The organism is Paracoccus sp. PARArs4 (assembly GCF_947311865.1).
Lineage (GTDB): Bacteria > Pseudomonadota > Alphaproteobacteria > Rhodobacterales > Rhodobacteraceae > Paracoccus > Paracoccus zeaxanthinifaciens.
The window spans coordinates 88,122-101,662 of record NZ_CAMZMW010000006.1 but is presented as its reverse complement, the minus strand read 5'-3'; the positions used below and the strand labels follow the sequence as shown (position 1 = coordinate 101,662).

Sequence of the window (13,541 nt, the reverse complement as noted above, 5' to 3'; positions counted from 1 at the left end):
GATGTCCGATATCCTCGACCTGACCGCCCGGCGCGTGCTTGCCGCATTCGCCGACCGCAGCCTTTCGCCCGTCGAATACATGACCGCCCTGATCGCCCGTGTCGAGGCGAGCGAGCCGAAGGTCGGCGCGCTCTATGCCTTCGCGCCCGAACGCGCGCTGGACGATGCCCGCGCATCCGAGGCGCGCTACATGGCGTCCCGCCCCCTTGGACGGCTGGACGGGATGCCCGTGACCGTCAAGGAACTGATCGCCACCAAGGGAGAGCCGGTCCCCATGGGCACCGCCGCCATCGACCTTGTCCCCGCCCCCGAGGACGCGCCCACCGCCGCCAGGCTGAGAGAGGACGGCGCGGTCATCTTCGCCAAGACGACCTGCCCCGATTACGGGATGCTGTCATCGGGCCTGTCCACCTTTCACCAGCTGTCGCTGAACCCGTGGAAGCTGACCGAGAACCCGGGCGGTTCCTCGGCGGGGGCGGCCTCGGCCGGGGCGGCGGGATACGGTCCGCTGCATGTCGGCACGGATATCGGCGGATCGGTGCGGCTGCCCGCGGGCTGGACGGGGCTGTTCGGGTTCAAGCCCTCGCACGGGCGGATCCCCATCGACCCCTACTATACCGGGCGCTGCGCGGGGCCGATGACGCCCACCGTGGACGATGCGGCGCTGATGATGCCGACTCTGTCGCGCCCGGACTGGCGCGACGCGACATCGCTTCCCCCCGAGGTGCTGGACTGGGACGGCGCGCGCGTCGATCCGCGCGGCATGCGGATCGGGCTGATGATGGATGCGGGCTGCGGCATCGATCCCGAACCCGAGGTGGTCGCGGCCCTGTCCGATGCCGCCCGCGCCTTCGAGGGGATGGGCGCCACCATCGTCCCCGTCGCCCCCGTCCTGACTCGCGAGATGCTGGACGGGCTGGACATCGCATGGCGCGCGCGCTTCTGGGGCATGATGGAGGCGCTGCGCCCCGAGGCCCGCGCCCGCATCCTGCCCTATATCCGCGAATGGGCCGAGGCGGGGGCGGACGCGTCGCCGATCAGGGTGGCGCAGGGGTTCGACCAGACCTTCGCCATGCGCCGCGCCACCGCCGAGGCGTTCCGGCAGGTCGATGCGATCATCTCTCCGGTCAATCCCAATGTCAGCTATCCGGCGGATTGGGCCTCGCCCACCAACGACCCCGCCCGCCCCTTCGAGCATATCTGCTTCACCGTGCCCTGGAACATGGGCGAACAGCCGGCCTGTTCGATCAATTGCGGCTTTGCGGCCAATGGCATGCCCATCGGGCTGCAGATCGTCGCGCCGCGCTTCGGCGACCTGACGGTGATGGGCCTTGCCCGCGCCTACGAGGAATTGCGCGGCCCGATCACGACCTGGCCGCGCTTCGACTGAGGGATGGGCGCCACCGTCATGCGGTGGCGCGCAGACCCTCCAGATGGGCCAGCGCGGGGGCCAGATCGACCACGTCGGCATATTTCGCGTTCATGTCGAACAGGTTGGCCTCGTGCGGGGCATCGTGGCGGTCGCCGCAGGCGGGGCCGACCACGATGGTGCGGAAGCCGTGGCTCATGGCGTCCACGCAGCTTGCGCGCACGCAGCCCGAGGTGGTCAGCCCCGTCAGCAGGACGCTGTCGCAGCCCAGGGTGGTCAGCATCGCCGCAAGCGATGTGCCGAAGAAGGCCGAGGGGTATTGCTTGGTCACCACGATGTCGTCCGCGTCCGGGACCAAACCTTCGGCGAATTCGGCGGTCGGGCGACCGGGCAGGAAGGCCGTCAGGGGGGCGGCCTTCTCGAAGAACCTGCCGCCATCGACACCGGTCGGATGGTATCCGACACGCGTCAGGATCACGGGGACGCCCGCCGCCTTCGCGGCCTGCCGAAGGCGCAGCGCCGCGGCAAGGGCCGTGCGACAGCCCTCGCCGCCGAACAGCGGGCAGTCCGGATCGTAATAGGCATGGGCGAAATCGACCATCAGCAGGGCGGGCCGTTGCCCGAACCCGACCTGCCGGTCATAGACGCCCGCATAGTTGTCGTCGCGATCCAGCATCGCTGTTCCTTTCCGCAAGTGGGGGCGGGGACCGCATGGCCCCCGCCGGATGTCAGGCCGCGACCTCGGCCGGGCTGCGAGAGGTCATGAGCGGCTGGATGCGCTGCCCGAACTTGTCGAGCCCTTCGAGGAAGTCGTCGAAGACCATCATGATGCCCTTCACCCCTTCCATTTCCGAGGCCTCATCCAGCATCCGCGCGACATTGGCATAGGAGCCGACCAGCGTGCCCATGTTGAAGTTCACGGCACCTTCGGGAAGGTTGATGTGCTTCGCGGTGGCGCTTGCGTCGGCGGCATCGTCCTTGCTGCCCTGATCGGCCATCCAGGCCAGCGCATCGGCATCGACATGGTCCTTGTAGCGCTGCCAGGTCGCCTGCGCGGCCTCGTCGGTCTCGTCGGCGATGACCATGAACAGGCAATAGGCGCCGACATCGCGGCCGCTTTTCTTCGCGGCCTCGGCCAGGCGGTCGCAGATGGGCGAGACGGCCGTGGGGGTGTTCACGCCCTGCGCCATGATGAAGTTGTAATCGGCATATTGCGCGGCGAATTCCATGCCCTTGGGCGACTGGCCGGCGGCCACGATCTCGACCTTGCCCTCGGGGGGCGGGGAAAGCTTGCAATCCGTCATCTGGAAATGCTCACCCTTGAGATCGCAGGACCCCTCGGACCACAGCTGGTTCATGATGTCGACATATTCGCCCGCGTAATCATAGCGATAGCCGAAATACTCGTTGCCGGGCCAGATGCCCATCTGGCTGTACTCGGCCTCGGCCCAGCCGGTCACGATGTTCACCCCGAAGCGGCCCGGCGCGATCGAGGACACCGTGCTGGCCATGCGCGCGGCGATGGCGGGCGGCAGCGTCAGCACCGCCGAGGATGCGAACAGCTTGATCTTGGTCGTCACCGCGGCCAGCCCGGCCATCAGCGTGAAGCTTTCGAGATTGTGGTCCCAGAACTCGGTCTTGCCGCCGAAGCCGCGCAGCTTGATCATCGACAGCGCGAATTCCAAGCCATAGCCCTCGGCCTTCTGGACGATCTGCTTGTTCAGCTCGAAGCTGGGTTTGTATTGCGGCGCGGCCTCGGAGATCAGCCAGCCGTTGTTCCCGATCGGGATGAAGACGCCCATGTCCATGGTGAAGGCCCCCTGTTGGATTTCTGACAAGTCCGAACTTAGCAGGGGGCTTCCTGGGCCGGTCCAGCGCAAATCCCTCTCAGCATGTCCGGACTTGTTCAGAATCCTCGGCGATGCCCAAATGCGGGGCAGGCCGCATGATCAGGTGGCCTGGATGTGGGTCCGATAGGCAAAACTGTCAGCCGGAGAGGTCTGGATCGCGTATTCCATCAGCCGCCCCCCGGACGAGAGATAGCGGCGGGTGATTCTGAGACCGATCGTGCCTTCGGGCTGCTTCAGCTGTTCACAGATGCGGGGCGCGATGGTGACGGCGCGGATTTCCTGCTGGATGTCGACGATCCTTTCGCCGGTATGGGCCTCGACCAGGTGGAACAGCGACGACCGCTGCACATCCATGTCGCGGATCACGGGTTCCGCGATGGGGTCCAGATAGACCTCGTTCCAGCAAAAGGCATTGGGTTCGTTGATGAAATGCCTCGGACCTTCCATGTAGATCAGCGGTTTTCCGGGGCGGCAGCCGATCTCGGTCGCAAGCTTTCCGCGCACCTCGCGGCGCTCCTTGAGGCGGATATACATCTCGGTCTCGTTGGCGAATTCGAACAGGTCGCCGCGATTGTTGTCGCGGAACCGCTCGCGCCATTGCGGGCGCGCGCTTTCGATGCTGGTGCCGACGCCCTTCTTGGCGGCCAGCATCCCGCGCTGGCGAAGCTGCGCGATGGCCTGGCGAATCGTGTGACGGCTGACGCCCAGCTGCGCGGCCAGTTCCGCCTCGGGGGGCAGCAGGCTGCCGACGGCGCGTTCGCCGCTGACGATCTGCCGCTCCAGCTTGTGCGCGATCTGCAGATAGAGCGGCGTGTTCGTGCTGTCATTATGCGCTTCGGCGGTTTGGGCCATGCGAAGGGTCTTTCGGACTGTGAATCGTGTTGCTTGATTGTCCGGACTTATGTAGCCAAGAGGAAATCGCAGCCGGCGAACGGCCCGGACAAGGTACGGACAGAATACTCATGACGGATACAGTGTCGAGCGGACCCGAACGAGCAGGCCGACCGGAATGGATCGGCCCGCTGGCCATGATGACGCTGGTGCAGGTCGCCGCGACCATGAGCGTGCTGGCCCTGACATCGCTTGCCCCCGAGGTTGCGGGCTCGCTCGGGATCGGGGCACATGCGATCGGATACCAGATCAGCCTGATCTATTTCGCGGGGGTCTTCGCATCCGCAATCGCCGGCAGCGTGGTCGAGACCTTCCACGCCGAGCGCGTGATCGTGACCGAGCTGGGCGTCTTCGCGGCGGGCCTGCTGCTGCTGGCCACGGGGCGGCCGGTGCTGATGGTGCTGGCATCCGCGCTGTTCGGGATCTGCTACGGGCTGAACAACCCGGCCTCGTCCGAGATCCTGCACCGCGCCGCGCGCGGGGGGCGGCATTCGCTGGTCTTCTCGATCAAGCAGACAGGGGTGCCCTTCGGGGCGGTGCTGGCATCGACGCTGCTGCCGATGCTGGCGGTCGCGCTGCCGGGGACGGGCGCGGGCTGGCGGCACGCGCTGGTCGCGGCGGCGGTCGTGCCGCTGGTCCTGATGGTCTGGGCCTGGTCGCAGTTCACCTTTCCGCCGATCCGCATGGCGGCGTGGCGCGGCAATCCCTTCGTCCGCGCCATCCGCGATCAGGTCGAGCTGTATCGCAACCGCCGCATGCGGACGCTGGCGCTTCTGGGCGGGCTCTATTCGGCACTGCAGCTGATGGTCACGGCCTTCGCGGTGGTGATGATGGTCGAACATGGCTGGCCGCTGGTCGCGGCGGGCATCGTCGCGGCCTGCCTGCAGATGGCCGGGGCGGCGGGTCGCATCAGCTGGGGGCTGGCCGCCGACAGGCTGGGCGGTTTCCGTACGCTCGGGATCATCGGGGTGATCGCGGGGCTGTGCATGTTCCTGCTGGGCTGGGCGGGCGCGTTGCCCGGTTGGGCGCTGGCGGTGCTGCTGGTCGTGCTGGGCGCGGTCGCGACGGGCTGGAACGGGGTCTTCCTGGCGGCGGCGGCACGGACCGCGCCAAGCGGCAAGGTCGGGGCGAATACCGGCGCGCTGCTGGTCTATACCTTCATCGGCGTCATCATCGGCCCCTCCGCCTTCGCGCTGATCTATGACCTGATTGGGTCCTATGACCTGTGCTTCATGGGTTTCTCGTGCATCGGGTTTGCGGGCGCGGCGATGTCCTTCCGCCAGCATGCTGAACAAGTCCGGACCTGATTCTGTTCAACTTCGGATCAGACTGCCTAATCTGTGTCACGTATCGCTGAAATCTCTGATATGATCGTTCCGCAACCTGCATTCCCTCTTGGTGATCTCTGAACAAGTCCGGACTATCGGATCAACCGATTGCCGGAAGGGACTGTGATGAGAACCATGACGCCAGCGCTTGCCGCCCTGACGATGACGACCGCCACGCTGCTTGCCGCGCAAGGTGCGCGCGCCGACGCGATGGCCGAGGCCAAGGCCGTGATCGCGGAACACCGCGCCATTCCGGAATTCGCGCCCCTGGGCGAACCTTTCGATGCCGCGGCCTGCATGGCCGACAAGTCGGTCTTCTCGATCCCGGTCAGCATGGCCATCCCCTTCAACGTCGAACTGCAGAAGGCGATGCAGCGCGCGGCCGAGGATGTGGGCTTCACCTATACCACTTGGGAAAACCAGGGCGCGTCCGACAGCTGGATCCAGGGTGTGAACCAGGCCGTCGCGCAGGAATATTCGCTGGTCGATCTGGCGGGCGGCCTCAACCCCGAGATGCTGGCCCCGCAACTGCAAGAGGCTAAGCAGGCGGGCCTCGCCGTCACGACGACCCATCTCTATGACGAAAGCCAGGAACAGGCGGGCTTCGTCGATGCCTCGGCCAAGGTCGATTACCGCCGCGCGGGCGAGATCCTGGCCGCCTGGGCCTTCGTCGAGACCGAAGGCGCGCCGAACGTGCTGATCATCGGATCGGACGACGTGCTGCCCTCGATCCCCTTCGTCGAACAGATCCGCGAGAGCCTTTCGTCCTATTGCCCCGACTGCAAGCAGCAATACCTGAACGTGCCGGTGAACGAATGGGCCACGCGCATCCAGTCGGGCACGCAGTCGGCGCTGCTGGCGGATCCGGGCATCAACTACATCCTGCCGATCTACGATTCGATGACCCAGTTCGTGACGCCCGCCCTGCGGATCGCGGGGGCCGACGGGGTCGGGATGGCATCCTATAACGGCACGCCCTTCGTCCTGGACATGGTGCGCGAGGGCACGGTGTCGATGGATGTCGGCGAGAGCCTGGGCTGGGCCGGCTATGCCGCGGTCGATGCGCAGATGCGCGTGCTGTGCGGGCTGGAGGTCCCCGAGAGCCTGGGCATCCCGCTGCTGATCTTCGACAAGGACAATGCCCAGACGGCAGGCGTGCCCGCCGATTTCGACTCGGGCTATGGCGACAGCCACGTGGCCGGGTTCCGCAAGCTCTGGGGCCTCGAGGGCTGAATGGCGGGTCAGGCGACAGACCGTCAGGCGGACGATCCCGGCGGGGTCCTTCGCCTGACCGACATCCGCATGCGCTTCGGCCCGGTCGAGGTGCTGAAGGGCGTGTCCCTGAACCTGCGCCGCGCCGAGATCCTGGGCCTGCTGGGCCAGAACGGATCGGGCAAGTCGACGCTGATCAAGGTGCTGGCGGGCTTCAACTCTCCCTCGGAGGGCAGCGGCGTCACCCTGTGGGGCGATACGCTGCCGCTGCCGCTGGATGCCGCGCGCATCCGGCGCATGGGGGTGGCCTTCGTGCATCAGCACCTGGCGCTGGTGCCCTCGCTCAGCGTGGCGGACAACATGCTGATCGGGGACGACCGCCGGCGCGGGCCCGCGGGCATCCGCTGGCGTCGCGAACGCGCCGAGATGCGCGCGCTGTTCGACGAGTTCGGCCTTGCGATCGACCCCTCGGCGCTGGTGTCCGAGCTGTCCTCGGTCGAGCGGGCCTTCGTCGCGATCCTGCGCGCCGTCGCCCAGCTGCGCCGGTCCGAGGCGGGCGCCGCGGGCGAGGGGATCCTGGTCCTGGACGAGCCGACGCCCTTCCTGTCGGCCGAGGATGTCGACAAGCTGTTCACCCTGCTGCGCCAGATCCGCGCCAAGGGGGCCAGCGTCATCATCGTCACTCATGACATCGACGAGGTTCTGGCCATCACCGACCGCGTGGCGATCCTGCGCGACGGGGAACTGGACGCGCTGATGGTGACGGCGGAGACGACGCGGCAGGCGATCCTGGACCGCATCGTCGGGCGCAGCATCACGCCCTTCCGCCGCGCCCCCGCGCAGCCGCGTCCCGAGATCGCCGCCCGGATCGAGGGTTTGTCGGGCGGGCAGCTGAGGCATTTCGACACCACCATCCGCCGGTCCGAGGTGGTCGGCGTCACCGGCCTGATCGGGTCGGGCTTTGCCGAGATCCCCTATCTGCTGTTCGGCGCCATGCAGGGCGCGGGGCAGGTGACGCTGGACCATGCGCTTGACGTGGCGGCGATCACGCCCCGGGCGGCGATGGCCGCGGGCATGGGCCTGATACCGGGCGACCGCACGCATCAAAGCTGCGTCGGCGGCCTGACCGTCGAGGAGAACGCCACCTTCCTGCAATTGCCGCGCTACCGCGCCCCGGCGGGGCTGCGCCGGCAGGGGCTGGTCGATGCCGCGCGCGGGATGATCCGCGACTATGACGTGCGCCCGGACCGCCCCGAGGTCGCCATGTCCACCCTGTCGGGCGGCAACCAGCAGAAGGTCGTGATCGGCAAGTGGCTGGCGCAGGACCCGCGCCTGCTGCTGCTGGACGAGCCCACGCAGGGCGTCGATTACGGCGCCCGCCAGCAGATCTTCGCGGCGCTGGACCGCGCGGTCGCCGCGGGCACCGCGATCCTCTGCGCCTCGACCGATGCCGAGCAGCTGGCCCAGATCTGCGACCGCGTGCTGGTCCTGCGGCGCGGCACGGTCGGCGCGGTCCTGCAGGGCGACCAGCTGACCCGCGACGCCATCGCGCGCGCCTGCTTCCACGATCCCGCCCCCCAGAACGCCACCAAGCTGTCCGAGGCCACCGCATGAGCATCACCGAAACCCCGCGCCCGCGCGTCCTGCCCACCATCGCCTGGAAGAAGGAACTGGAGCGATACGCCCTGCCGCTGGCATGGATCGCGCTGTTCGCCGTCTTCGGCATGCTGCTGCCCGACACGTTCCTGACATGGCGCACGCTGTCCTCGATGCTGGGATCGCAGGCGGTGCTGGTCGTGCTGGCACTGGCGATCCTGGTGCCGCTGACCTCGGGCGATTTCGACCTGTCGGCGGCCTCGATCCTGGTCTTCGGGGCGATGTTCCTGGCGGTGTCGAATGTCGGCTGGGGCTGGCCCATCGGCCTGTCCGTCGTGGCCGCGCTGCTGATCGGCGCGCTTGCGGGGGCGGTCAACGCGTTCTTTGTGCTGTATTTCCGCATCCACAGCCTGATCGTGACTCTGGGCCTGGGGACGTTCCTGAACGGCATGACGCTGTGGCTGTCGGAGTCGCGCACCATCGCGGGCGTGTCGATGCAGCTGGTCGAGCTGGTCGTGATCCAGCGCCTGTTCGGCATCCCGCTGGCCTTCTTCTATGGCCCGGTGCTGGCAGCGGTGATGTGGTGGGCGATGGAATACACCATCGCGGGCCGCAAGCTGCTGTTCGTCGGTCGGGGGCGCGAGGTCGCGCGCCTGAACGGCGTCTCGGTCGACCGGGTGCGGGCCACGTCCTTCGTGCTGTCGGGGGCGATGGCCGCGCTGGCAGGTGTGCTCTATGCCGGGATGACGGGGTCTGCCGATCCGACCTCGGGGCTGTCGCTGCTGCTGCCCGCCTTCGCGGCGGCGTTCCTTGGCGCGACGGCGATCTATCCGGGGCGCTTCAACCCGATGGGGACGCTGGTCGGTGTCTATTTCCTGATCACCGGCATCACCGGGCTGACCATGCTGGGGGCAGATGCCTTCGTGCAGTCGCTTTTCTACGGCGGGGCCCTGATCGTCGCCGTCTCGCTCAGCCAGCTTGTCCGCAAGCGCCAGCCGCAGAATTTCGGCTGAAGAACCACCACCAAGGAGGAACCGCCATGACCACCACGGATGCCCTCGAGACCTATCTGGGCCGCAGCCCGACCCCGGAAGAGCTGGCGATATTCCAGGACCAGCGCACCCGGATCGAGTTCGGCGTGATCTATCACCCGCTGCTGCGCGACGACGACGCGGCGACGGGGCTGAACGAACGCGACCCGATGGCGGGCGGGGGGCGCCAATGACGATCCGCCGGATGCAGGCGCGCCTTGCCACGGGCGAGGCGACCGCCCAATCCCTCGCCTCCGAGGCGCTGGCCCTTGCGGCGGGCCCCGACAGCCCGTTTTCGACCATCGAGGCCGACCGCGCGCTGGCGCAGGCGGCGATGGTCGACCGCGCCCGCGCCGAGGGGCGCGCCACCGGCCCTCTGGCGGGCATCCCGATGGCCCACAAGGACATGTTCGACCGCACGGGCAGCCGCGTGGGGCGCGGGGCGCATCCCTCGGCCAGCTATGTCGCGGCGGGAACGGCAGAGGTTCTGAGCCGCCTCGACGACGCCCATGCCGTGGATCTGGGCCGCCTGCAGATGTCCGAATTCGCGATGGGGCCGACGGGGGCGAACCATCACCATCCCGCGCCGCCGAACCCGGTCGTGCCGGGGGCGATCATCGGCGGGTCGTCGTCCGGGTCGGGGGTCGCGGTCGCGATGGGCATCGTGCCCGCGGCGCTTGGATCGGACACGGGCGGGTCGATCCGCATTCCCGCCGCCTGCAACGGGGTCGTCGGCTTCAAGCCGACGCCGGGGCGGATGTCGATGGCAGGGGTGATGCCGCTGTCCTGGACGCAGGATTGCGTGGGGCCGCTGGCCGCCAGCGTCGATTGCGCAAGGCGCGTCCTGTCGGTGCTGACGGGCGGTGCCGTCTCGGCCACGGGCGGCGACGCCCGCGACCTGCGCATCGGCTTCGATGCGGGGCCGCTGACGGACGGCATCGCCGAGGCGACCGATCGCCAGCTGCGCATCGTGCGCGCGATGCTGTCGGATGCGGGCCATCGGCCCTGCGACCTGGACCTGGGGTGGCTGGCGACGCTGGACGAACCCGCCAATGTCATCGCCATGGCCGAGGCCGGGACCGTCCATGCCGATCGGCTGCGCAAGGCGCAGGACAGCTATGGTCCGCAGGTCCGCACGCGGCTGGCACAGGCGGCGGCGATCTCGGCGCAGGATTACCTGCGGGCGAGGCAGATCAGGGCCGTGGCGCAGGACCGGATGCAGGCGATCTTCGCCAAGGTGGACGTGATCGTGACGCCGATGCTGCCGGATGTGCCGCCCCAGATCGCGGCGCTTGCATCGTTGGAAGGCCGCTCGCTTGCGCGGATGATCTCGGAGGTGACGCGCTTCTCGCGGCCCGCGTCGATCCTGGGCCTGCCCGCCATCTCGGTTCCCGTGGCGCGCACGGATCGCGGGCCGATCTCGGTCCAGGTCATCGGCCCGCCGAATGCCGAGGACCGCATCGCCGACATCGCGGTGCTGCTGGAAGAAGCCGCGCTGCAACCTGCCTGAGGAAAGAAGAATGGACATGAAACTGGACCTGTGTGCAGCCACCGCGCGCGATCTGCAACGCGCGGTCGCATCGGGCGTCGCACCCCAGGCCGTCGCCGAGGCGCTGATCGCCCGCGCCGCGCGGATCGAGCCGGTCGTCGCGGCCTATGCGCATCTGGACCCCGATGCGCTGCTGCGCGCGGCGGCGGTGCTGCCCCAGGGGCCGCTGCGGGGCGTGACCGTGGCGGTCAAGGACGTGCTGCTGACGCGCGACATGCCGACGGGGCACAATGCCGCCCGCCACCAGGGCAGCGGCGCGGGCATCGACGCCCCCGCGGTCGAGGTTCTGCGCCAGGCGGGCGCGCTGATCGCGGGCAAGGCGCGGACAACGCAATTCGCCGCGATGTCGGTCGGTCCCGGCACGGCGAACCCGCACGATCCCGGACGCTCGCCCGGGGGGTCGTCCTCGGGGTCGGCGGCGGCGGTGGCCGCGGGGCTGGCCGCGATCGCACTGGGCACGCAGACGGGCGGCTCGACCATCCGTCCGGCCTCGTTCTGCGGGGTGTTCGGGATGAAGCCCAGCTGGAACGCCATCACGCGCGAGGGGTCGAAGATGTATTCGGCGACCTGCGACACGGTGGGGCTGTATTCACGTTCGGCCGACGACCTGGACATGCTGGCCGACCTGTTCGACTTCGACCCCTGCGCCCTGCCCACGACGCTGGAGGGGCTGCGCATCGGGATGACCTTCGGCACCACCCCCGATGCCGCCATGTCCGAGACCCGCGACGCCATGATCCTTGCGCGCGAGATGCTGCGCGACCGTGGCGCGATCGTCACCGAACTGGCGCTGCCGCAGGAGTTCGAGGGGATCCTCGACGCCCACCGTGTCATCCTTGCGCGCGAGGGGGCATCGGCCTTCCTGAACGAGGTGCGCGTCGATCCCGCTGTCGATCCGTTCTTTGCCGAGATGCAGCGCGACAGGCCCGATGCGGCGACCAGCCGCGCGGCCTATGGGCAGGCGGACCGCTGCCGCGTGATGCTGGATTCGATGTTCGAGGACGGGATGGACCTGATCCTTGCGCCGTCGGCACCGGGGGTGGCCCCGGTCGGGACATGGGCGGGCGATCCGGTCTTCAACTCGCTCTGGACGCTGATGCAGGTGCCGGTGGTCAACGTGCCGCTGCACCGCGCGGCGGGGGGCCTGCCGGTCGGGGTGTCGCTGATCGGCCGCCGCTTCGAGGATCGCAAGGTGATCCGCGCGGCGGGGCTGCTGCATCCCGATGCCGTGCCCCTGGTCGAACCGCGCAGGCCCTGACCGTCAGAGCGGGAAGCCCATCGCGTGGATCAGCCGGATCCACGCCCTGCGCCAGCCGCCCTTGCTGTCCACCTCGTCCAGGGCGCGTATGGTGATGGAGGCGCCGGGCCAGCGCAGCGGCTCGCGCGGGATGGTGCGGGGCAGGCTGCGGGCCAGGCCCAGCTGCAGTTCGGGCACGCCGGTATCGTCCAGCATCTCCAGCGCCATCCGCGCCCCGAAGCGCGACGCGGTCACCCCGAACCCGGAATAGCCCCCGGCATAGACGCCCTTGCCGCCGTAATAGGGCTGGAAATGCACGGCCAGCCGCGTCGTCATGTCGATCGGCCCCGACCAGGCATGGGTGAAGCGCAGGTCGTCCAGCTGCGGGAAGGTCTGCAGGAAATAGCCCGCCAGCCGGTCATAGACCTCGATCCGCCGGTCGCCCGCCGGGTCCGTCCGATCGCCATAGTAGTAGCCGATCCGCCCGCCATAGACGATGCGGTTGTCCCGCGTCAGCCGCATGTAGTTCAGCTGCGTCCGCGTGTCGTAGATGCCCTGCCGGTTGCGCCAGCCGATGCGCGACAGCTGTTCTTCGGTCAGCGGCTCGGTGGCGATCACGCGGTCGCGCATGGTCACGACATAGCTGCGGATCTTCGGATGCCCCGCCGCCCAGGCATTGGTCGCGAACAGGACGCGCGGCGCGGTGACGCTGCCGTCATGGGTGGTGATCCGCAGGCTGCTGCCCAGATCCTCGACCCGCTCCATCGGGGTATGTTCGTGGATGGCGACGCCAAGCGATTTCGCCGCGGCCTTCAGGCCCCATGCCAGCTTGGCGGGGTGGACCGTGCCGGTCCGGTCGCGCGACCAGATGCCCGCGTGGAACATGGGGGACGCGACCTCGGCCCGGACCTGGTCGCGGTCCAGCCAGACCGCGTCATGGCCGTGGCGGCGGTGCAGGTCCTGTTCGTGGCGCAGGCCCTCGATATCTTCGGGGCGGGCGGCGACGGTCATCTCTCCGCCCCATTCCAGGTCGGCGTCGATGCCGAATTCCTCGATGGTGGCGCGCCAGGCATCCAGGTTCTCGATGCCCAGCCGTTCCAGCATCTCCATGTCGTCGGGAAAGACCCGCTCGGCATTCGACAGCCCGTGCATCACCGAGGTCGAGACGATCCCCCCCGGACGCCCCGAGGCGCCATGCGCGACCTTGCCCGCCTCGATCACGACGACCTCGCGGGACGGGTCGCGCTGCTTGGCGATGATCGCGGCCCACAGCCCGGTAAAGCCGCCGCCCACGATCAGCAGATCGGCCTGCCGCCTGCCGATCAGATGCGGTTCGGTGGCGGGAGCTGCCGGATCGTCCAGCCACAGGGGCGACAGCGTCGCATCGGCCAGCGCCGCGTGCTTCAGGGTCATCGGTCGGCCGCCTTTCCGTCTGGTGCGATCACGCGACCTCGATATCACCATGGCGCAGGCTTGGG

12 protein-coding genes are annotated in these 13,541 nt (G+C 68.6%); 8 read left to right on the top strand and 4 right to left on the bottom strand.

What is annotated here, in order from left to right; translation table 11 throughout:
* Position 1 precedes the first annotated feature (1 nt).
* On the top strand, positions 2 to 1,390 hold the full coding sequence (locus QMZ16_RS06745) for an amidase (protein WP_282602641.1): 1,389 nt from the start codon (positions 2 to 4) through the stop codon (positions 1,388 to 1,390).
* Between the two features lie 16 nt (positions 1,391 to 1,406).
* On the opposite strand, the gene QMZ16_RS06740 is transcribed toward QMZ16_RS06745, so the two are convergent.
* The 3 genes from QMZ16_RS06740 to QMZ16_RS06730 all read right to left on the bottom strand — a co-directional run bounded on the left by QMZ16_RS06740 (position 1,407) and on the right by QMZ16_RS06730 (position 4,071).
* Positions 1,407 to 2,045 (bottom strand): isochorismatase family protein, encoded by a 639-nt coding sequence (locus QMZ16_RS06740; protein WP_282602640.1) that lies wholly within the window; start codon positions 2,043 to 2,045, stop codon positions 1,407 to 1,409.
* Between the two features lie 52 nt (positions 2,046 to 2,097).
* Positions 2,098 to 3,177 carry a pyrimidine utilization protein A gene (gene rutA, locus QMZ16_RS06735; protein ID WP_282602639.1) on the bottom strand — a complete coding sequence of 360 codons (1,080 nt, stop codon included), beginning with the start codon at positions 3,175 to 3,177 and terminating at the stop codon, positions 2,098 to 2,100.
* 141 nt (positions 3,178 to 3,318) lie between these two features.
* Entirely contained in the window at positions 3,319 to 4,071 is a 753-nt protein-coding gene (locus tag QMZ16_RS06730; protein WP_282602638.1) for a GntR family transcriptional regulator, read from the bottom strand.
* Positions 4,072 to 4,181: 110 nt separating this feature from the next.
* Between QMZ16_RS06730 and QMZ16_RS06725 the strand changes: the two genes are divergently transcribed.
* The 7 genes from QMZ16_RS06725 to QMZ16_RS06695 all read left to right on the top strand — a co-directional run bounded on the left by QMZ16_RS06725 (position 4,182) and on the right by QMZ16_RS06695 (position 12,084).
* Positions 4,182 to 5,417 carry an MFS transporter gene (locus QMZ16_RS06725; protein ID WP_282602637.1) on the top strand — a complete coding sequence of 412 codons (1,236 nt, stop codon included), beginning with the start codon at positions 4,182 to 4,184 and terminating at the stop codon, positions 5,415 to 5,417.
* 147 nt (positions 5,418 to 5,564) lie between these two features.
* Complete coding sequence (locus QMZ16_RS06720) at positions 5,565 to 6,671, top strand: substrate-binding domain-containing protein (RefSeq protein ID WP_282602636.1); 1,107 nt, start codon at positions 5,565 to 5,567, stop codon at positions 6,669 to 6,671.
* Positions 6,672 to 8,264, top strand: coding sequence for a sugar ABC transporter ATP-binding protein (locus QMZ16_RS06715; protein ID WP_282602635.1), 1,593 nt, complete (start codon positions 6,672 to 6,674; stop codon positions 8,262 to 8,264).
* Entirely contained in the window at positions 8,261 to 9,259 is a 999-nt protein-coding gene (locus QMZ16_RS06710; protein WP_282602634.1) for an ABC transporter permease, read from the top strand. Before QMZ16_RS06715 ends, QMZ16_RS06710 begins: the two co-directional genes overlap by 4 nt.
* Positions 9,260 to 9,285: 26 nt before the next feature.
* On the top strand, positions 9,286 to 9,471 hold the full coding sequence (locus tag QMZ16_RS06705; protein WP_022706137.1) for a hypothetical protein: 186 nt from the start codon (positions 9,286 to 9,288) through the stop codon (positions 9,469 to 9,471).
* Entirely contained in the window at positions 9,468 to 10,787 is a 1,320-nt protein-coding gene (locus QMZ16_RS06700) for an amidase (RefSeq protein WP_282602633.1), read from the top strand. Before QMZ16_RS06705 ends, QMZ16_RS06700 begins: the two co-directional genes overlap by 4 nt.
* 10 nt (positions 10,788 to 10,797) lie before the next feature.
* Positions 10,798 to 12,084: an amidase gene (locus QMZ16_RS06695; protein ID WP_282602632.1), complete on the top strand. Its 1,287-nt coding sequence runs from the start codon at positions 10,798 to 10,800 to the stop codon at positions 12,082 to 12,084.
* Positions 12,085 to 12,087: 3 nt separating this feature from the next.
* Here QMZ16_RS06695 and QMZ16_RS06690 read toward each other — a convergent pair whose 3' ends face one another.
* On the bottom strand, positions 12,088 to 13,476 hold the full coding sequence (locus tag QMZ16_RS06690; protein ID WP_282602631.1) for an FAD-dependent oxidoreductase: 1,389 nt from the start codon (positions 13,474 to 13,476) through the stop codon (positions 12,088 to 12,090).
* Positions 13,477 to 13,541: the final 65 nt, after the last annotated feature.